Source organism: Streptococcus sp. 2020WUSS084 (assembly GCF_044427445.1).
In the GTDB taxonomy this organism is placed as follows: domain Bacteria; phylum Bacillota; class Bacilli; order Lactobacillales; family Streptococcaceae; genus Streptococcus; species Streptococcus suis.
Window position 1 is genome coordinate 171,041 of sequence record NZ_JAOTGC010000002.1, and the last position, 21,028, is coordinate 192,068.

Annotated in this window: 18 protein-coding genes and 1 pseudogene; 16 read left to right on the forward strand and 3 right to left on the reverse strand. The window is 38.3% G+C overall.

Annotation, left to right across the window (positions count from 1 at the left end; genetic code table 11):
- Nucleotides 1-190: 190 nt before the first annotated feature.
- On the forward strand, nucleotides 191-2,380 hold the full coding sequence (locus tag ODU50_RS02260; RefSeq protein ID WP_105153458.1) for a YSIRK-type signal peptide-containing protein: 2,190 nt from the start codon (nucleotides 191-193) through the stop codon (nucleotides 2,378-2,380).
- A 568-nt stretch (nucleotides 2,381-2,948) separates the two neighbouring features.
- The gene (locus ODU50_RS02265; RefSeq protein ID WP_238145626.1) at nucleotides 2,949-6,074 is read left to right on the forward strand and encodes a serum opacification factor; all 3,126 of its coding nucleotides are present in this window, start codon (nucleotides 2,949-2,951) and stop codon (nucleotides 6,072-6,074) included.
- Nucleotides 6,075-6,539: 465 nt separating this feature from the next.
- Here ODU50_RS02265 and ODU50_RS02270 read toward each other — a convergent pair whose 3' ends face one another.
- Nucleotides 6,540-7,241 (reverse strand): CPBP family intramembrane glutamic endopeptidase, encoded by a 702-nt coding sequence (locus ODU50_RS02270; RefSeq protein WP_024382375.1) that lies wholly within the window; start codon nucleotides 7,239-7,241, stop codon nucleotides 6,540-6,542.
- 231 nt (nucleotides 7,242-7,472) lie between these two features.
- Here ODU50_RS02270 and ODU50_RS02275 point away from each other — a divergent pair, with 231 nt between their 5' ends.
- The 3 genes from ODU50_RS02275 (at nucleotide 7,473) to ODU50_RS02285 (ending at nucleotide 10,509) form a co-directional block, all read left to right on the forward strand.
- Nucleotides 7,473-8,123: a response regulator transcription factor gene (locus ODU50_RS02275; protein ID WP_023371212.1), complete on the forward strand. Its 651-nt coding sequence runs from the start codon at nucleotides 7,473-7,475 to the stop codon at nucleotides 8,121-8,123.
- Nucleotide 8,124: 1 nt separating this feature from the next.
- Nucleotides 8,125-9,513 (forward strand): HAMP domain-containing sensor histidine kinase, encoded by a 1,389-nt coding sequence (locus ODU50_RS02280; RefSeq protein WP_105153457.1) that lies wholly within the window; start codon nucleotides 8,125-8,127, stop codon nucleotides 9,511-9,513.
- A gap of 444 nt (nucleotides 9,514-9,957) precedes the next feature.
- Nucleotides 9,958-10,509: an isoprenylcysteine carboxyl methyltransferase family protein gene (locus ODU50_RS02285; RefSeq protein WP_029751686.1), complete on the forward strand. Its 552-nt coding sequence runs from the start codon at nucleotides 9,958-9,960 to the stop codon at nucleotides 10,507-10,509.
- Between the two features lie 208 nt (nucleotides 10,510-10,717).
- Here ODU50_RS02285 and ODU50_RS02290 read toward each other — a convergent pair whose 3' ends face one another.
- Complete coding sequence (locus ODU50_RS02290; protein ID WP_105153456.1) at nucleotides 10,718-11,626, reverse strand: neutral zinc metallopeptidase; 909 nt, start codon at nucleotides 11,624-11,626, stop codon at nucleotides 10,718-10,720.
- 166 nt (nucleotides 11,627-11,792) lie between these two features.
- Between ODU50_RS02290 and xseA the strand changes: the two genes are divergently transcribed.
- The 11 genes from xseA to ODU50_RS02345 all read left to right on the forward strand — a co-directional run bounded on the left by xseA (nucleotide 11,793) and on the right by ODU50_RS02345 (nucleotide 20,842).
- Complete coding sequence (gene xseA, locus ODU50_RS02295; RefSeq protein WP_029171943.1) at nucleotides 11,793-13,136, forward strand: exodeoxyribonuclease VII large subunit; 1,344 nt, start codon at nucleotides 11,793-11,795, stop codon at nucleotides 13,134-13,136.
- Nucleotides 13,111-13,326 (forward strand): exodeoxyribonuclease VII small subunit, encoded by a 216-nt coding sequence (locus tag ODU50_RS02300; protein WP_002936269.1) that lies wholly within the window; start codon nucleotides 13,111-13,113, stop codon nucleotides 13,324-13,326. Before xseA ends, ODU50_RS02300 begins: the two co-directional genes overlap by 26 nt.
- Nucleotides 13,326-14,195, forward strand: a complete 870-nt coding sequence (locus tag ODU50_RS02305; RefSeq protein ID WP_105106012.1) for a polyprenyl synthetase family protein — start codon at nucleotides 13,326-13,328, stop codon at nucleotides 14,193-14,195. Before ODU50_RS02300 ends, ODU50_RS02305 begins: the two co-directional genes overlap by 1 nt.
- The gene (locus ODU50_RS02310; RefSeq protein ID WP_105106013.1) at nucleotides 14,188-15,009 is read left to right on the forward strand and encodes a TlyA family RNA methyltransferase; all 822 of its coding nucleotides are present in this window, start codon (nucleotides 14,188-14,190) and stop codon (nucleotides 15,007-15,009) included. The genes ODU50_RS02305 and ODU50_RS02310 overlap by 8 nt, the downstream gene beginning before the upstream one ends.
- Nucleotides 15,002-15,427, forward strand: a complete 426-nt coding sequence (locus ODU50_RS02315; protein ID WP_002936261.1) for an arginine repressor — start codon at nucleotides 15,002-15,004, stop codon at nucleotides 15,425-15,427. The genes ODU50_RS02310 and ODU50_RS02315 overlap by 8 nt, the downstream gene beginning before the upstream one ends.
- Before the next feature lie 2 nt (nucleotides 15,428-15,429).
- Nucleotides 15,430-17,091 (forward strand): DNA repair protein RecN, encoded by a 1,662-nt coding sequence (recN, locus tag ODU50_RS02320; RefSeq protein WP_002942943.1) that lies wholly within the window; start codon nucleotides 15,430-15,432, stop codon nucleotides 17,089-17,091.
- Between the two features lie 93 nt (nucleotides 17,092-17,184).
- Nucleotides 17,185-18,018: a DegV family protein gene (locus tag ODU50_RS02325; protein ID WP_024386337.1), complete on the forward strand. Its 834-nt coding sequence runs from the start codon at nucleotides 17,185-17,187 to the stop codon at nucleotides 18,016-18,018.
- Complete coding sequence (locus ODU50_RS02330) at nucleotides 18,011-18,844, forward strand: SGNH/GDSL hydrolase family protein (protein WP_002936251.1); 834 nt, start codon at nucleotides 18,011-18,013, stop codon at nucleotides 18,842-18,844. Before ODU50_RS02325 ends, ODU50_RS02330 begins: the two co-directional genes overlap by 8 nt.
- Complete coding sequence (locus tag ODU50_RS02335) at nucleotides 18,816-19,412, forward strand: YpmS family protein (protein ID WP_238710107.1); 597 nt, start codon at nucleotides 18,816-18,818, stop codon at nucleotides 19,410-19,412. The genes ODU50_RS02330 and ODU50_RS02335 overlap by 29 nt, the downstream gene beginning before the upstream one ends.
- 89 nt (nucleotides 19,413-19,501) lie before the next feature.
- Nucleotides 19,502-19,777 carry an HU family DNA-binding protein gene (locus ODU50_RS02340; protein ID WP_024385016.1) on the forward strand — a complete coding sequence of 92 codons (276 nt, stop codon included), beginning with the start codon at nucleotides 19,502-19,504 and terminating at the stop codon, nucleotides 19,775-19,777.
- 558 nt (nucleotides 19,778-20,335) lie between these two features.
- Nucleotides 20,336-20,842: a GNAT family N-acetyltransferase gene (locus ODU50_RS02345; RefSeq protein WP_153052550.1), complete on the forward strand. Its 507-nt coding sequence runs from the start codon at nucleotides 20,336-20,338 to the stop codon at nucleotides 20,840-20,842.
- Between the two features lie 98 nt (nucleotides 20,843-20,940).
- On the opposite strand, the pseudogene ODU50_RS02350 reads toward ODU50_RS02345, so the two are convergent.
- Nucleotides 20,941-21,028, reverse strand: a pseudogene (locus ODU50_RS02350) (IS200/IS605 family transposase); the annotation flags it as partial.

Sequence of the window (21,028 nt, forward strand, 5' to 3'; positions counted from 1 at the left end):
TAATAAAAGAAAAACTAAATGACTATGAGAGCCAGCAAAGTTTTTGCGAAATGTAGCATGCTATTTATTACAGACAACTGTGAAACAGATAAAAAACTAATGAAAAACAATGTTCTATGAGATGTTTTTTTTATAATAAAACTAGGACAATATGTGTCGTTAATTGTTAATACAGATATAAGGAGAAAATATGAATAGCAAGATTTTTTCGTTGAGAAAAAGTAAGGTGGGTTTAGTTTCGGTGGCAATTGCTTTTCTATGGATTGGCACAGGGATGAATATGGAAACCGCAATGGCTGAGGAGACTGACGCTACAGCTCTTGAAACTCAATTAGAAAGCACGGAATTATCGCTTACCAATACAGTTTCGGAAAATGCTGAAGCTGAGGAAGTGACTGATGAGGTACCGAGTGAAGAAAAAAAATCGGAAGAGATGGAGGATACGGAGGAAGAACTTCCATTTATTGAAAACCATCTAGAGGTTGCTCCGATTCAAGCTGGAGATCAAACCATCTCAGGGAATACCACTCCTGGTGGATATGTAGCGATTACGATAGATGGGGAAGCAGTTACTTCTATTGAGAATATTTTGGAAGCAGATGATAAGGGAGATTTTTCTTATCGGTTGAGTAAACCACTTGCTCACAGCCAAACTGTGGAAATTAGTGCTTTGCCGAAACAGTTTTGGACTCTAGAGGCAGATTCTGAAGAACGTAAGGTAGTAGTGAGGACTAATCGACATCCAGAGGCTTATGAAATTCCAGCAAAAAGATTAGAAAAAACATCTACTGGAATGCATCAAGTGTTCATCGAACCAGTTTTTGAACATACGAGCAAAGTTATTGGTCATACCTCTGTCAAAGGTTCAGTCTATCTATCAATAAATGGTAGTTTTGTCTCTGATAAGACACTAATTGATCCTAAAGATGGACGATTTGAGGTTACTTTTTCCGAGAGTTTAGCAGGTTCAAAATTTAAAGCAGATGATAGATTGGTTTTGTCTTTTGTACCAGAAGATGGTCAGCCGGTGATTACTAATACTATTGTAAAACCATTGGTAAAAGAAAAAGTATCTTCACAAATGACAGTAAAACCTTTATCAAGTGCGACTTCAGTTTTGGAAGGAACTACATTTCCTTTAGGTCGTGTACATCTATACAATGCTGATACTTCAGAGTTTATCATGGAAGCTATTGCTGATGAGACAGGTCACTATAAGATTGCTTTGCCTGCCCTACAATCAGAGGATAAGTACTACAGATTGACTCACAATCAACAAGAGGATCTGGTATCTGTCCATCTTGATACAGTTGATGGTTCAAGTATATTATTGGATAAATCTGTTATGGCATCTTTAGCAACTTATTTACAAGATGCAGATATGGATGAAGCGACAGATGAAGATCCTATCATTGTACCTAAACTGCATAATAAAAAAGATTATATTGTCGGTCGAACGATACATCTTAATGCCTACGTTCGCATGGTTTCGTCAATCAAAGGAAAACAGTATCCTCCAGTTCAAGTGGACGAATTAGGATTTTTTGGTTTCCAAATTCAAGATTTACAATTGCCTTTTGAAAAAGGTGAGAGAATTCGCTTTGAAATCATTGACCCGGTTACAAATAATATCATCGCTAGTAAGGAAGAAGTTGTAGGGCAATATTTGGAAGATGAAGACGTGACGGATTTACCATTTCAAGTAGAAAAAGTCACTACAGATCATGGTTACATCAGTGGCAAAACAGCTCCAGATGTAATGATTGAATTAGTATCAACTCAGAATGGCGAGGAGATAATTGGTAAAACTTCAACTGATTCAACAGGTCGATTCGAATTTGATTTGGGTAGTCGTGTTTTAAAAAATGGAGAAACCTTATCGTTTAGAGCGTTTGATAAAGAAGGTGAACAGGTAGCTTGGGAAGTCGTAACGGTTCAAAAAGGAAATGGTCACCGCATTAATAAACCAGATAAAAAGGACGAGAAGGAAGAGCAACCTAGCAAAGAAATTACCAAAAATATCGAACAATCAGACACACTTGAACAAACTATTTTGCCACCTGTGCGCCAAACGCTGACTGACAAAAAAGTAGAGCAAAATGCAGAGACATCAAAAGAAGAAACGGTTTCTATTTTTGATGATTCGAAAAAAGATATGCCTACTAAGCAAGAGAAAATGGCTCGTACTGTAAGAGACGAAGGTATAAAAGAAAATGTATCTGTGAGAACTAACTCACATGATAGTGGTGAGAATACCCAAGTTCGAAGCCTGCCTAAGACCGGTGAAAAAACGAGCTTAGTTGCCAATATAATGTTATCAATCGTATTATTCTTATTTGCTCTATTTATTGGCAAGAAAAAGATAACAGAAAGTGAGTAAAAGGCGATGACAAAGCTCTCTCAAAATTTCATTTGCGACAGATGAGAGGCATTGTGTAGCTTTAAATTAAAAGAGTTAAAATTTTTCTTTCAATGAATTATTTGCTTATAGAGGTGAAAGTAGAGTTTGAGGACTCATTGCAATATTTATCACTTGTATAAATGTGTGTGATAACAGACTCAAAGACCAATTATCATTTTTTGAATAGAATAAACATAAACAAACGATAGAGAAAAAACAAATTCTGTTTTTAAATTATATGGTAGAATGGATTGTGTAGTAATAGACTCGCACATTTTGTGATATGGTCATTGTTAATGATAAATAGGAACTTTGAGTTGTAATCATGCTTGCTTGACTTGATAGGTGAAGTAAGCAGTTAACAGAAGGACTTAGGCACCTTATGAATACACAAGGTGCCTATTCTTTTCCCAAAAGCTCTACGCTTCTTGAACAAAATGATACTAAAGTTATTTACCATTGACATCCATACTTCCTTTTTTGAAAATACCTAAAGAAGGGCGAAAATACATTCTAAATTTATAGAGAACAAGGAGAAGGAATCATAATGAATCATCCAAAATTCACTTTGCGGAAGCTATCAATTGGACTTGTTTCGCTGGGAGCGGGGGTAGCTTTATCGGGAGCGCTCTATCCCCAAAATACTGTGACAGTATATGCAGAAACACCTACTTTGGAAAAAACTGCGGAGACAGATAGCACTTCTCCGATTATGGCTACTGCCGTCGTTGAAGACTCTAAAGTTGTCCAAGATAATGAAAACAAGGAAGGAGAGGTGGCTGAGTCCTCTTCTACTTCGGACTTACCAAAATCGAATGCAGAATCTGCTTCTCCTGAGGCATTAACGAATGAAAACGCTTCAGAGCCAACGGGGCAAGTTGCTGAAAACACTAGTTCTTCTGAAGGAAAAGCAACAGAAAAAGAAGAACCAGCCGTTCAGTATGTGGAGAAGGAAGTAGATGACTATTCTACTAATGTTGAAAAACCAAATGAAACAGTATCTAGTACAGTGGATAAAACTCCTAAAGAGCTTTTTACAGTTTCTCGAACAGCAGAAGTAGGGCAAGATGGAGTTGTCACAGTAACAACTCAAATTGTGCCGAAAGAAATTGATAAGGGTGCAGAAATAGTTGTCTTGGTGGATACATCTAAAAAAATGGATGAAGAGGCTAAAAAAACAGCTAAAGATAACATTATAAAGCTTGTCGAAAAGATGACTGACCCAACCAATGATCATAATTCTCGTAACTCTGTGCGTGTAATCGGTTTTAATCGCAAGTTGTCTGAATCTAAAGAAGTTAATAAGACCAATGTGAAAGATACAATAGATAACCTCTTTTCCAATGCTGAACAAAATTACAATTGGGGCGTAGATATGCAGGGAGCAATCCACGAAGCACGTCGCATTTTAGAAAGCGAGAAATCAGGGAAACGCAAACATATTGTACTTCTGTCACAAGGGGAGTCTACATTTAGTTATGATTTGACGGATGCTGCGAAAACAGAAACTAAGTATAAGACAATCAATGAAGATAAAGTGGTGCATACTAACCCTCTATTGCCTTGGCCATTTACATTTGATGTGACTGTCCGCAGAGCAAACTTGTTGGATGATGCACAGAGTTTAATAAACTTCTTGGATAAGATTGGTATTACCCGTTTCAATAAGGCTTTAGATGGGGTATCTACTGTAGCAGGATTAACTAAAATTCTTGGAGCATTTGTAAAAAATCCGTTAGACTATATTGATTTAGCTGATGTAGATAGTTCGAAGTTAGGAGAAAAGAACTTCAATTATGATAAACAAATTGGTGAAGGCTACCATTTCCGTAGCTTTTATGAGCGTAAGCTAGAGCCGTTGACATTTAGAGATCAAATTGTTCAAAAAATAAAGCACAATTTAAAAACAGAATTAGATAAGGCTAAGTTACCTACGAATACTCTCAGTTACATCGGTAAAAAGCTTGGTTTGACAAATACCTCTGAAAAAGCAATTGATTTGTTTGCAAATTCCCTCGTTGATTACATTTTCTACGGTCGAAAAAATGTCTTTTACAATCATAACCTCTCTGCTCAGGCAGAAGCAAAGATTGCTACTGAGAAAGGGATTCATTTCTACGCTGTTGATGTGACAAAGAATGATGAACAAAAGAATAAATTTGATGACTACTTGAAAAAAATGTCTGGGGATAAGGGCGAGTTTTTAAATATTGACGAGAATGTTGCAGAAAAATTTAAAGATGTATTGACTAAAGTGACATTGGTAGATACTATAGAAAATGACGCTGAAATTATAGGAGAATTAAGTCATCCGAAAGCAAAGCTTACAACTCCTTCTCCTTCTTCTTTTTGGCTCACATCATTGTTTTCTAGCTCGAAAACAACTATTACCTTGGATCTTAATAAAGCTGATTTAATCGAGGCTTATCAAACTAACAAACCAATTTCTTTAACTTATCAGTTAAAATATAAAGGTAAGAAAAACAGAAACTCTCAAAAACTTGTAAGTACAGAAATTAGTCATACCATTAATGATAAAAACAAAGAGAAAAAGTATTCTTCCAAAATAACTCTTAACCATGAAACTAAGAAAGTTTTGGTTCCTGTTTCTAGTGAGCCAAAAGATACAGATAAGGTGGTAGACAAGTCAACAGGTATATCAAAAGTAGAAAATATGACACCTATGGTGACACCTGAAATACCTAAACAGACAGAACCAAATGTTCCAGACTCAACTCTTCCAATGCAACCAGAGTTACCTAAAGAGACCGGAAAACCAGGTAATAATGTTGAGACAGAATCACCTAAGTCTATCGAAAACTCAACCGATGATTCAGCAAATAAACCAGACTCAACAACTCCGAAAACAACGGACAATATTATTATTCCAAATTCCACTCTTCCAATGAAGCCAGAAACACCTGAAGAGACCGAAAAAACGGAAATTAATGTTGAGACAGAATCACCTAAGCCTATCGAAAAAACAATCGATGATTCAGCAAATAAACCAGACTCAACAATTCCGAAAGCAACGGACAATATTATTATTCCAAATCCCACTCTTCCAATGAAGCCAGATTCAACTGAAGAGACCGAAAAACCAGGAAATAATGTTGAACCAGAATTGGCAACTCCGAAAGCAACGGACAATATTATTATTCCAAATTCCACTTTTCCAATGAAGCCAGATTCAACTGAAGAAATTGGTAAAACAGAAAACAGTGTTAAACCAGAATCACCTAAGCCTATCGAAGATACAGACAGTTCAGCAGGTACACAAAAATTGGATATTCCAAAAGTAATGGATACCCCAGATTTGTCTCGCCCAATGAAACCAGAGTCAACTGAAGAGATTGGTAAAGCAGAAAATAGTGATACTCCAGATTCTTCTAAGACTATTAAAGATTCGGATAACTCTGCTCCAATTTCTACTATCAAAGATAAAGTGAATGCCGAAACGGTGGCAAATCAGGTAGAGCTTGCTATGAATCAGAAATCACGTCTTTCTGAAAATATGGAGAAAGTATCTAGTGTGAATCGTTCAAACGAGAAATCACGTACCCTTCCATCTACTGGACAAGCTGATTCTCCAATCTATACGTTAACTGCCCTCTCTCTTCTTGTAGGAGCTCAGGTACTTTATCGTACAAAACGTAAGCAAGAATCGAAGTAAATGTTGGTCGTGTAATTTCTACTTGTATATACATATGGTTAATAGAGTAGAGATTATGCCTATAATAGTGATTGAATTGTTTTACCCTCCGTACAGATCCAAGTTTTAGGAAATCTTTGGAGATTGAATATAAAATGAGCCATTCGCAATAGCTGCAGAGGCTGAACTGGGAATGTAGAATAAATCTGTCAATCTATACTAGGCTGAGATGAGATATGGACATTGATTCTGAGAAGTATAGTTGGGCATAAACATAAATTTCAATAAAAATATTGAGATAGGTCATATAGTAAAACGCATAAAATCAACGTTCTTAGCAACATGATTTTATGCGTTTTTTGGCACCCTTTTCTCTAAATTACACAAAATAAACCACCCGTTTTCACGGGTGGTCATGACTAGTAGGGATCCACTCAGTCTTTAGTGATATGAGGATAGCTTGTGTTCAAATTATCTGTTAGATAACTAGTATAGAATATATGATAGAATAGTTAAACCGATAACATCAGCCACAGCATGTGCTAGGAAAAATGGTAATAAATTTTTAGGTTTTATTTTTTGATAAAGTAGATAGAAAATAGTTCCTAGAATTAAGCCTAAACCGAGTGCACTAATTAAACCTTGATAGGTATGGAAACTGCATCGAATAATTAACGAATATAAAAATGCCCATTTTGCATATTTAGGGTTAACCAGTAAGCACAGGTTAAGGAAGAAAATTTCTTCATAAAATCCGTTCAACAATGAGTACAAAATCAGTGATAAATCAATGTTAGGAAATAGTTGAAACATGGATGGAGTGTTGGAAGCTAGAAACTGATAGGATACTAGATGATAGATATCCAAGCATAATGCAGAAAAAATGAATAAAGCCACAGCTTGTAATGGAACCCAAGGAGTAATAAAAATATGTTTTTTCCAAATTGAGAAATCAAAATTTCGGAGTAATAGATAGAAGATGGCTATTGTGAGCCAAACTAACTGTAGAGCCAAAGCCTTATAATTATCCATTGGTGAAAATGTCAAATTTTCTTGAAGAGTTGTAGTTTGATTTTGTAAGGCTATGTATTGGAGAGTAGAGTTGATGATTCCATCTCCAAATAAAATAATTGTTAGAATGAGAATATCAAACCATTTTAATACGGTTAATTTTTTTGGACTCCACATAATGGGATAGCTCCTTTCGTTTTTGTTTAGTTCAGTTTATCAAACCAATCTATATATGTCCTTGGTTTCATCTGTTTTTTATCTGTTTTAAACAAAAGAAGTCAAAAGAAAGCTGAAATAGCAGAACATGGTGCTCTATTTATCTATGATAGAGTTGCACCATTGTACGAATCGGTATATAATTGAAGTATAATAATATTTTATAATAGAACTTTACGAGGAGGTATAAAAATGTCAAGGATCTTGGTTGTCGAGGATGACATAGTTATTAGTCAAGTTGTTTGTGAGTTTTTAAAAGAACATGGTTATCAGGTAGAATCTGTTTTTGATGGAAAGGTTGCTTTAGAAAGGTTTCAAGAAGAACAATTCGATTTAATTGTTTTAGATATCATGATTCCGTCTATGACAGGTTTGGAAGTACTGAAGGAAATTCGCAAAACTTCTCAGATTCCAATTTTGATGCTGACAGCCATGGGTGACGAATATACACAGCTTATTAGTTTTAATCAGATTATAAGTGATTATGTTGTTAAACCATTTTCACCAACTATATTGGTAAAACGGATTGAGAATATTTTGAGAGGAAAAGGAGATACAGATAGCATTGAGATAGGAACAATTCTTATTCAACCAACTAGCGGGGCAGTTTATATGGAAGAAGAAGAAGTTCAATTGACGAAAAAAGAATATGAAGTTTTACTATATTTAGCTAAACGACGTGGGAAAATTGTTAGTCGTGATAACTTGATGATGGGAATATGGGGATATACGGAATTGGATAGTCGTGTCTTAGATAATCATATCAAGAATATACGTAAAAAATTGCCGTCACTTCCTTTGAAGACAGTAGTTGGTCGTGGTTATCAAATAGAGGATACTTGATATGGGGATTGCTAGAAAAAATTTCATAGTTGTTGCTGTGATGATTTCTATCATCTCTGTAACATTGTTAGGGTTATTGTATTATGCCATGCCTATATATTATAATCAAGTTAAGAAACAGGAATTGAGACACGATTATATGACTGTGGCTAAACAATTGGATGGGATGCCAGAAGCTAAGATTATATCTGAGATTGATGATTTCGACAGAAAAACTCCGAATATTATTATTAGTCTTTTTTCGAGTGATAGAGAAATTATTTATCCAGACCCCAATGATGAAATGGCTAAAAAGCATGAGAACGAGTATTTAGAAAATGGGGATTTTGATGAAATTGGCTCTTGGGGAGCCGAGATAACATCTGCAGAAGGAGTTACATATTATCTGTTATTTAATTATGGATTCCACTCGTTATCTGATGTCAGTCAAACATTGGTAACTTTTTATCCATTCATATTGCTGTTGATTATTGTTCTGGCAGTTTCGGTAGCTTTTGTTTACAGTAGGCTGTCCACTCGTAGAATAGCAAGAATTTCAGAAACAACAAGACGGATGCAATCGTTAGAATCCGGAATCAGTTGTGCTGTTGTAGGAACAGATGAAATAACAGCATTGGCTCAGGATATTAACAGCCTGTATAGCAAGTTATTGTCAAGTATCGATGAATTAAGAACGGAAAATGAACGTGCTATGGCACGTGAGAAAGAGAAGTCTGATTTCCTCCGCATCACATCACACGAATTAAAAACTCCAATAGCTAGTATGTTGGGGTTAGTCGAAGGCATGATTTATAATGTGGGGCCATTTAAGGACCATGATACATATTTAAAAAAATGCAAGGAAATCTTGCAGGAGCAATCTGAGCTAGTTCATTCTATTTTAGAAGCGACAAATCTTGATATGGCTTTAAAGGAAAGCAGAGAACAAATCCGATTAGATCAGTTGATTGATTCCTCTTTAACAAGTTATCAGAGTTTGGCAGAGGTTAAGGGCTATCAATTTGAAGTAGAACTATCACCGGTTCTCATTGAAGGAAATCCTGTTTATTTTTTAAAAGCTATTAAGAATATTTTAGATAATGCCTTTCGGTACTCATGTAAAGAAGCTATTATTCGTGTAATACTGCGCCAAAATCAATTAATAATCGAAAATCAGGTTGAACGTGTTTTAAGTGACGAGGAATTGGATCAAGTCTTTCGTCCATTCTATCGACCAGACTACAGCCGTGATAAGAAAGATGGTGGCACAGGGATTGGTTTGTTTATTGTACAGAAAATATTAGAAAAACACGGCTTTCCGTACACTTTTTATGCTTCTGATACACAAACTATGCGTTTTATGATTCATTTGCAATCACAAATTACAGCGAATAGTAATGAATTGATATAGGTAAAATTATAATATAGACATTTAGTTTTTCTTTTATTACTTCGACGTAAGAGGAAACTCCGTTTCCTTATTTCCAACTTCAAACACTCCACTGGATTGTTTGAATTCGCTTTGCTGTACTCTGCAGGGGTGACTTGCTCCGCAAGTGCTATCTCCAACCTTGCATAGTCACTCGACTGTACAAGCTGTCTGCAGCTATTGAAGCGAACTTGCTTCGCCCTATCTCCAACCTCCAAAGGTTCCCCAAACCTTTGGAGCGAGTACTAAAAGTAAACTAAAAGACTATAAAAGAGACATGATTTCATCCATTTTTGAAAACAGGTCTCTTTTATTATAGTCTCAAATGGAAAATAGGAAAAAAACAGGATAGGAATAGAATGGCGACAGTCTAACTTTGTATAATGAATGTGTTTGATAAAATCTGTTAAAATACAGGAGGGATTTATGATTGTTTTTTTGGTTATTTGTATTTTTTTGGTGAGAATCTATTTTTTGAAGATTTCAATTAAAAACGAAAAACGGATTTTGAAAGACGGCGGTTCAGAATTTGGTGTTCAAAATACTAAATTATTAACAATTGTACATATTCTATTTTATTTATCATGTTTGGTTGAAGCAGTAGTGCGACACACCAAGTTTGATACACTTAGTAGCTTAGGTTTGATATTCTTGCTGTTTTCAATGGGAATGTTATTTTGGGTAACACGATTGTTAGGTGATATTTGGACAGTTAAGCTCATGTTGGTAAAAGATCATCGTTTTGTTGATCATTGGTTGTTTCGTGTTGTAAAGCATCCTAACTATTTCCTAAATATTATACCAGAATTAATCGGTTTAGCTTTATTGTGTCATGCAACATATAGTTTTCTCATCTTATTCCCAGTCTACATGGTTATCTTATACAGACGTATTCACGAGGAAAATAATTTGTTGAAAACAGTGATTATTCCAAACGGAACTGTGCAGTCTGCAGCAGAGATAACTGGAAATAATTAAAGTTTGCTAAATAATAATTGTGATATTGTTTGAAACTAGGATACCGCTCTAATTAGAGTTGATGAGTAAGTTTACATGATTCGGTTTTCATATTTAAAAGTGGTACCGTATGTATAAATTGGCTTCTGTCAGTTGTATATTATAAAGAAACTCTTGCAAAAGTGTATGTTGCAAGAGTTTCTTTATTGCTACGAGAGGCTATGGATGTTTACGGTTTCTCTACGGAGAATGTATCGGCGTGAGCAAGGTCACCATAGGTATAACCGAGATTAAACCATTTTTTCCTTTGCTCAGAAGTGCCGTGGGTAAAACTGTCTGGAACAGTACGGCCGTAGGCTTCCTGTTGAAGAGTATCGTCACCAACTGCATGGGCAGCATTCATAGCTTCGTCAATATCACCAGCATCCAAGATGCCTTGTCCATCAACATATTTGGCCCAGGCTCCTGCATAATAGTCAGCTTGCAATTCTAAGCGAACATTTAGTGCATTGCCTTCCTTATCGGATAGTTGAGCCCGTTTTTGATGGTAGGCCCCAAGAACTTCTAATTCATTCTGAACATGGTGACCAACTTCATGAGCGATGACATAGGCCATGGCAAAGTCACCAGCAGCCTTATACTTGCTAGACAATTCTTGATAGAAAGAAGTATCAATATAAATCTTGCGGTCAGCAGAGCAATAGAATGGACCAGCTTGGGCGGAACCAACTCCACATCCGGTTTGGGTCTGGTTAGTATAGAAAACCATAGTCGGTGCATTGTAGGTTAAACCATTGGCTTTAAATTGTTGGACCCAAAAATCTTCTGTCGATCCTAAAACCTTACTCATGAATTCAGCATCTGCATCAGACACATCTGTACCAGTCGTTGTGACTTGACTTGATTGGTAAGGATTAGTCCCTGTTGATGGGGAAAGCAGCCCACCAAGGTTTGACATGCCTCCGAAGGCTAATAAAAGGACAAGAACAAGTAGTTTTCCTTTCCAACCAAGTCGTGAAAAGAGTAGTCCTAATAGAACATTTCCGCCAGATGAACCAGACGAGAAAGATGAGTTAGAACTGGATTGTCCCCTGCGGTCCTCAATGTTAGAACTTTTTCGTAAATCATCAATTTTCATATAAATCTCCTTAGAACCTATCAACAAGTTCTTATTTTCTCACAAACTATTATATAGCAAATTGTTGAAAAAAACACAGGAAAGCTATCGGAAATAATAAGCCTAGTTCTGTATAAAAGTGCAAAATTTGGTATAATAGTAGGGATACAATATAGAAGGAGTGGACATGGTTGAATATTTATCGGTTAGTCATCTAACTAAGTATTTAAAATTAAAGTTTGACCGCGATCCGTATTTGGAGAAGGTGTATTTGACAGGTCAAGTGTCCAACTTCCGTAAACGCCCTAGCCATCAATATTTTTCGCTCAAGGATGACAAGGCAGTCATCCAAGCGACCATGTGGGCAGGCGTCTATAAGAATCTGGGCTTTGAGCTTGAAGAGGGAATGAAAATCAATGTCATTGGGCGCATTCAGCTCTATGAACCAAATGGTTCTTATTCCATTGTCATTGAAAAAGCGGAGCCAGATGGTATTGGAGCCTTGGCAATCAAGTTTGAACAGCTCAAACAAGCTCTGACACAGGAAGGCTTATTTAAAGAAGAATTCAAGCAAGCCTTGCCACGGTTTACCAAGAAAATCGGTGTCATTACCAGTCCGAGTGGAGCTGTTATTCAGGATATTATTACAACCGTTAGCCGACGTTTTCCAGGCGTAGAGATTGTTCTCTATCCGACCAAGGTGCAAGGAGATGGTGCTGCTCAGGAGGTTGTTGCCAATATCCAAAGAGCCAATGAACGGGATGACTTGGATGTTTTGATTGTTGGTCGTGGCGGTGGTTCTATCGAAGACCTTTGGGCTTTCAATGAAGAAATTGTGGTTCGGGCTATTTTTGAATCCCGTATTCCAATCATTTCCAGCGTAGGTCATGAAACTGATACGACTCTGGCTGATTTTGTAGCAGATAAACGAGCTGCTACCCCAACAGCTGCCGCAGAATTAGCAACACCTGTGACCAAGGCAGACTTACTGGGCTACCTCAATCAGCAGGAAAATAGAGCCTATCAGGCCATGACCAATCGTTTGAAATTCCTAAGAGGTCAGCTTGAGAAAATTAGCCAGTCAGTCATGTTCCGCCAGCCTGAACGCTTGTATGATGGTTATTTGCAAAAATTAGACCGCTTGACCAATCAATTGCAGACACGGATGAAAGAACTCTACAGCCAGCAGAAACAGGCTAGTCTCTTACTACAGCAACGATTACAAGGTGTGCATCCAGGTCGTAAAGTAGAGAGTTTCCAAGAGAGAATTATCCAGCAGGAACGACTCTTGAAGAGCAATATGGCTAATATCTATGACAATAAGATGGCCAAGGCGGACAAGCTGATTGAGGCCTTGACTATGCTGGATACCAGTCGCATCGTGGCCCGTGGCTACGCCATGATTCGTCAAGATGGTCGGGTGATCGATAGTGTAGAAAATGTACAAATGGGTGAAAACCTAACCATCCAGATGAAGGATGGTCAACTTGATGTGGAGGTAAAACATGTCCAAACAGACGAAAACATTTGAAGAAAACTTAGCTGAATTAGAAGGAATCGTAACCAAATTGGAGCGAGGCGATGTGGCTCTGGAAGAAGCACTTGCTGAGTTTCAAAAAGGAATGGTCCTATCGAAAGACCTACAAAAGACACTAGCAGAAGCTGAAAAGACCTTGGTCAAGGTCATGCAGGCGGATGGCAGTGAAGCGGAGATGGACTAATGGTTGCCAGTAAATTGCAGCGACTTGAGGAAACCATGGCAGACTTTTACCAACCTCAGGTAGCAGAACGCCTCAACCAATCGGTTCTTTATTCGCTACAGGCTGGCGGGAAACGAATCCGTCCCTTGCTTTTATTGACCATCTTAGAGTCCTTTGGAATGGAATTAAAACAAGCTCATTACCAAGTGGCAGCATGTGTCGAGTTGATCCATACGGGAAGTTTGATTCACGATGACCTGCCTGCTATGGATAATGATGATTACCGTCGTGGTCGCTTGACCAACCACAAGGTTTACGATGAAGCAACAGCTATTTTAGCAGGGGACAGTCTCTTTCTAGATTCATTTGGTTTCCTAGCCCAAGTTGATTTACCAGCTGAGACCATCCTTGCTCTCGTGAGAGAGCTTTCCCAGGCATCTGGGACCTTTGGAATGGTTGCCGGGCAGGTCCTAGACATGGCAGGAGAAGGACAGAATTTGACCTTAGAGCAATTACAAGCCATTCATGCCAATAAGACAGGGAAATTATTGACCTTTCCCTTTGTAGCAGCAGGTTTGATTGCTGGACAATCGAATGCGGTAATCAGCCATTTGCGACAAGCAGGTCAATTAGTTGGTCTAGCCTTTCAAGTTCGGGATGATATTTTGGATGTGACAGCCACTTTTGAGGAAATCGGAAAAACTCCCCAAAAAGATGTATTGGCTGAGAAATCTACCTACCCTGCTCTGATGGGCTTGGAGGCCTCAAAAGTATTTCTAGAAGATAGTTTGAATCAAGCAATCAACGAGCTAGATCAAGTGGCTAAACAAGTCCCATTTTCAACAGAAAAAATCAAAGAAATCATAGAAAGTTTACGAATCAATGGCTAAGGAAAGAGTAGATGTACTAGCTTTTAAACAGGGGCTTTTCGAGACGCGGGAGCAGGCCAAACGCGGCGTCATGGCTGGACTGGTTGTGTCGGTGATCAATGGCGAACGCTATGATAAACCCGGTGAGAAGATTGATGAGGGAATTGAACTCAAGCTCAAGGGGGAAAAACTCAAGTATGTCAGCCGTGGTGGTCTCAAATTGGAGAAGGCCTTACAGGTTTTCCAATTATCAGTTGAGGGTCAAACGACGATTGACATTGGGGCTTCGACAGGCGGATTTACGGATGTTATGCTGCAGGCTGGTGCCAAGCAGGTCTACGCTGTGGATGTAGGGACCAATCAACTCGCTTGGAAATTACGTCAGGATGAGCGTGTGCTCAGCATGGAACAGTACAATTTCCGCTATGCTGAGCTGGGAGATTTCGAACTTGGTCAACCAAGTTTTGCGTCCATTGACGTCAGCTTTATCTCATTGAGTCTGATTTTACCAGCACTCCATCGTATTTTAGCGGAGGGCGGCCAGGTTGTTGCCCTTGTCAAACCCCAATTTGAGGCTGGACGTGAACAGATTGGGAAAAATGGCATTGTCAAAGATAAATCCGTTCACTTGAAAGTATTGGAAGAAGTGACAAAAATGGCCGTGGAAACAGGCTTCTCAGTCAAAGCCCTTAACTTTTCCCCTGTTCAAGGCGGTCATGGCAATATCGAATTTTTAGCGCACTTAGAAAAATCAACACAACCAACCCAGATTGATAAAGAGGTCATAACAACTACAGTCTATCAAGCACATGAGGAATTTAAAAAGGATGAATAAACGAGAACGATTAGAAGTCATTAAAGATTTGGTAGTCCGATTTCCTATTGATACACAGGAAGAAATTGTTGAACGTCTAGAAGCAATGGGTGTCAATGCGACACAAGCAACGGTTTCACGTGATATCAAGGAACTTGGCATTATTAAGGTTCCATCAGCGGATAAGGGATATATTTATGGTTTACCAAAGGCAGGTCTTGTTAAGGTAAAATCGCAGAATGTTTTTGAAGTCTCAGTGATGGATAAAATGATTAATCTCCGTCTGGTACCTGGAAGCTCTGCTGTGGTTAAACGCCAGATTTTGGAACAATTTCAAGAACATGTTTTTTCAGTGATTGCTGACGATGACAGTATTCTGCTCATTGTTACAAACGAAGGTATTATTTCGCAAATCGAACAGACGGTTAGAGGGTGGTAGCCATGTTACTAGAAGTGTCCATTAAAAACTTCGCCATTATTGAGCAGGTATCACTGAATTTTGAAAATGGGATGACCATCCTATCTGGTGAAACAGGTGCAGGTAAATCCATTATCATTGATGCCATGAACCTGATGTTAGGGGCGCGTGCGACGACAGATGTTATCAGACATGGGGCCGCCAAGGCTGAGATTGAAGGGCTCTTTTCCTTTGAAAATAGCAGAGCTCTCGAGCAGATTTTGCTTGAACAGGGGATTGAAGTAGCTGACGAGCTCATTATCCGTCGTGAAATCCTACAAAATGGCCGTTCGGTCAGTCGTGTCAATGGACAAATGGTCAATTTATCTGTCTTGAAACAGATTGGGCAATATTTAGTAGATATTCATGGCCAACATGACCAGGAAGAATTGATGAAGTCCCAGCACCATATCCGTCTTTTGGATAGTTTCGGGGAAGATGAATTTTGGAGTCTTAAAGACCGTTATCAGACAACCTTTGATGCCTATCGTAGTCTTCGCAAACGAGTTCTTGAAAAGCAAAAAAATGAGCAAGAACACAAGGCGCGGATTGAGATGTTGGAATACCAAATTGCTGAAATCGAAGCAGCGGATTTGAAGTCTGGTGAAGATATTCAACTCAATCAGGAACGAGATAAACTGCTCAACCACAAACAAATTGCAGATACACTGACCAATGCCTATGCACTGTTAGACAATGAAGATTTTTCAAGCTTGAACAACCTACGCTCAGCTATGAGTGACTTGCAAAGTCTGGAAGAATTTGATCCAGACTACAAACAGCTCTCTTCTAGCCTGACAGAAGCTTATTATGTTGTTGAAGATGTGACCAAGCGTCTCAGCGATGTGGTCGATAATCTAGATTTTGACGGCAATCGTCTCTTGCAATTGGAAAGTCGTCTGGATTTGCTCAATACCATTACGAAGAAATATGGTGGAACTGTCGATGATGTTTTGGACTATTTTAGTAAAATCAGTGAAGAATACAATCTATTGACAGGCAATGATTTATCTGGAGATGATTTGGAAGTTCAGCTTAAGAACTTAGAGAAAGAATTGGTTGAACGAGCAGGTCAGCTCAGCCAATCACGCCATGAATTGGCTGTTGTTTTAGAAGATATTATTCGCCAAGAATTGCAAGACTTGTATATGGAGAAAGCTCGTTTCCAAGTTCGATTTACTAAAGGAAAATTTAATCGAGAAGGAAATGAAACAGTAGAATTTTACATCTCCACCAATCCTGGTGAAGACTTCAAACCACTGGTTAAGGTGGCTTCTGGAGGAGAATTGTCTCGCTTGATGTTGGCCATTAAGTCAGCCTTTGCCCGTAAAGAAGGTAAGACTTCCATCGTCTTTGACGAGGTGGATACAGGGGTGTCTGGACGTGTGGCCCAGGCAATTGCCCAGAAAATTTATAAAATCGGACAATATGGTCAAGTATTGGCGATTTCTCATCTACCACAAGTCATTGCTATTGCAGATTATCAGTTCTTTATTGAGAAAATATCCGACGAACATTCGACTGTTTCTCGTGTCCGTCTCTTGACCAAAGAAGAGCGTATTGAGGAAATTGCCAAGATGTTAGCCGGTGACAAAATCACAGATGCAGCCCGTAATCAAGCAAAAGAATTAGTAGAAAAAGGTTAGACGACTAGCCTTTTTGCTTATGTCCAAAGTTTATTTTTTGGTCAAAATTTGTTATAATAGATGGCAAAATTGAAGAGAATTGTAGGATGAAATATGTCAAAGATTAAGATTGTTACGGATTCAAGTACGACTATCGAACCCAGTTTGGTCGAAGAATTGAATATAACAGTTGTTCCATTATCTGTAATGGTTGACGGAGTCGTATACTCTGACAACGATTTAAAAGAAGGAGAATTCTTGGAGCTCATGCGTGGGTCAAAAAACTTGCCCAAAACAAGTCAGCCCCCAGTAGGACTCTTTGCGGAAACTTTTGCTGAATTGGCTAAAGACGGCAGTCAGATTATTGCCATTCTCTTGTCGCATGCCTTATCAGGGACAGTAGAAGCTGCTAGACAAGGAGCAACCCTTTCTGGTGCTGATGTGACAATACTTGATTCAAGCTTTACAGATCAGGCTGAAAAATTCCAAGTTGTAGAAGCAGCACGCATGGCACAAGCAGGTGCCAGCAAAGAAGAAATCCTTGCAGCTATTGAAACAGTCAAAGAAAAAACGGAATTATACATCGGTGTATCGACCCTAGAAAATCTAGTCAAGGGTGGTCGTATTGGACGTGTTCAAGGGATGTTGAGTAGCCTACTCAATATCCGTGTCATCATGGAAATGAAAGACCATCAGCTGACTCCGATTGTCAAAGGACGAGGCAATAAGACCTTTAAAAAATGGCTGGAAGAGTTCACGGCAACTCTAGCAGATAAAAAAGTAGCCGAGATTGGTATTTCCTATTCAGGAACGGCAGATTTTGCAAATGAAATGAAGAGTCAATTACAAGAGTACGTCTCAAAAGAAATTTCTGTCTTGGAGACAGGCTCCATTATTCAAACTCATACCGGTGAGGATGCCTGGGCTATTTTGATTCGTTATGAATAACAGGAAGTTGATTCAAGGCTTTGTTTTCTTTTTTCTGGCAATTCTAGGGTCGATTTTTCTATTTCATCAACTCATTCCTGTTGCCTCATCTCGCATCTCCAGACAAGAGCTTACCGTATCAGAAAAAATCAGTTTTCGATATGTGGCACTTGGTGATTCTTTGACAGAAGGTGTTGGAGATACAACTGGACAGGGGGGCTTTGTTCCCTTGTTGGCTCAATCTCTAACTAACGATTATGGTTATGAAGTAGATTATAAAAATTTCGGAGTTTCTGGGAATACCAGTAATCAGATTCTTAAGCGAATGAAGGAAGATGGAGAGCTGATAAGCTACTTAAAAACAGCAGATCTGTTAACTCTGACAGTTGGTGGCAACGATTTGCGCAAGGCTATTATTAAAAACATTGCCAATCTCAAAGTTTCAACTTTTGATAAGCCCGCAAAAGATTACGGAAAACGATTGGATACAATTATTAAGACAGCGCGTAAGAATAATCCAAATCTTCCCATCTATGTTGTCGGGATTTACAATCCACTCTACCTCAATTTTCCTGAATTGACAGAAATGCAGACAATTGTTGATAATTGGAATACTATGACAGAACAGATAACTGAAAAATATCAACATGTCTACTTTGTTCCGATCAATGATTTGCTCTATAAAGGATTGGAAGGGGAGGCTGGTATTAGTCAAAATGGTAGCCAAGTTACCAATAATTTACTGTATGAGGAAGACAGTTTCCATCCCAATAATACTGGATATGAGATTATGAAAAAAGCGATATTGGAGAGAATGAATGAGACCACGGAAAGCTGGGAACCTTAATATTTGGAAATGGCTATTTTTAGCCCAGTTGGCTTTATTGATTGGTTGCGGAATAGTCCTCTATACACGGATTCAAACAGATAGAGAGGATTTAACAACGCTCGTTCAGACTAGTACAGAAGATACCAAGGTTGGGACCTTCTCCACTAATAGGGAACAGCTCAACCAAACCCTCACTAACTATCTAAAAGATTATCAGACGGAAGAGTTTTCCTATCAATTATTCGTAACGAGTCAGCAAGTTGTTTTTGAAGGCAGCTATCAGATTTTTGGTGTGACTATCCCACTCTATATTTATTTTCAACCTAGCAAAATGGAAGATGGCAGTATTTTGTTACGGATAACAGAAATATCAGCTGGAAGTTTATCCTTGCCGAAAGCAGAGGTATTAGCCTATTTACAAAAAAATTATAAACTACCTGCCTTTGTAAAAATAGACTCTGAACAAGCGCAAGTACAGGTTCAACTGACAGAACTGAAAAACAAATTTGATCTGTATGGAAAGGCGAATACGATTGATTTGTACAACGACCAATTCATTGTTGATATCTACAGAAAAAGACAGTAAAATAGCATTAAAAACTTGACCAAACGCCTAAAATTCGGTACTATATAGAAGTGAGTAATAACTCAGAAAATTATTGGAGGACTTAGCAAATGGCTAATAAACAAGATTTGATTGCAAAAGTTGCAGAAGCAACTTCATTGACTAAAAAAGACTCAGCAGCAGCTGTTGATGCAGTATTCGGAGCAGTAGCAGACTACCTTGCAGCTGGTGAAAAAGTACAATTGATCGGTTTCGGTAACTTTGAAGTTCGTGAGCGTTCAGCACGTAAAGGTCGCAACCCACAAACTGGTAAAGAAATCGAAATCGCAGCTTCAAAAGTTCCAGCATTCAAAGCTGGTAAAGCTCTTAAGGATGCGGTAAAATAAAACAGTCTGGGGATAGACTGTTTTATCCCTCGCCTAGAAATAAAAGAGCGAGGAATAACATGAAAAAGCCTATTGTATCAACGTTTCTGCGTTGTGCAGTAGGCTTTTTTCTGTGTTTTGGGGCTCCCAGAGTCAGGGAAGTGACTCTGGGAGGTTGGAAATGAAGCAAAAACATTTTGCGTCAAAGAGGGAGAAGCTTTATACTCAATGAAAATCAACAGTAGCCTAGGAAACGAAGCCGAAGATAGAACTCTGTTACTTTCTTATTTCAAGGTAACAGGCTGAAAAGCTCCACTGGAGCTTTTCACTCATCAAGGCAAGTTGACAACGGATAATTTTGATTTTCGAAGAGTATTAGTAGTTTTCTACAGTACACATTCTCGTTTTAAGACAACAAAAAAACCAGCCTTGGCCAGCTGATTTTTTAGGAGATTTATGAAAAATTTTAGGATACACCTATAGTATACTCGAATTTTCAGATTCTTCATCGGTCTGTAGACCTATTTTGTTAAAAAATAAACATGTGCTATAATAATAAAAACTCAAAAGGAGAGTATTATGACAATCCGTAAAGCTAGACAGTCTGATATTCCGGTATTAAATGAATTGCTTCAAGATATTTTACAGGTGCATCACCAGGTACGACCAGATATTTTTAAAAGTGCAGGTCAAAAATTTTCTGAGGCTGAATTAGTAGCACTTTTGGAAAATCCAGATAAGCCTATTTTTGTCTTTGAGCTAGAGGGACAAGCGGTTGGGCATTTGTTTTGTGAATTATCTATCGCAACAGGCGATGTTTTAGAACCAGTTAAAACCTTGTTTATTGATGATTTGTGTGTAGCCAATTCGGCGCGTGGTCAAAAAATTGGCGAGCAACTTTATGAATTTGCTCTTTCCTATGCTAAGGAGCAGGGTTGCCACAATCTTACCTTGGATGTATGGGCTGACAATGCAGGAGCTGTCCGTTTTTATGAACGCCAAGGAATGAAACCGCAAAAGTTCCGTATGGAGCAAATAATAAATCATGACCACCCGTCAAACGGGTGGTTTGAACAAGGGCTGTAAGCCCACATCACCAGCCAGCGCCTAAAGACGCTGGCTTTCACTTTGTTCAAGCCTCACTGCTTTTGACTCGTCACTAGCCTCTTAAAGAGGCATTCGTACTACTTGCCATTATCCCTAAAGGGATCTTCATACTCTTTTACACTCAATTTATCAAGTGCTATATCATGCTTTTCCTGCTCTTGAATA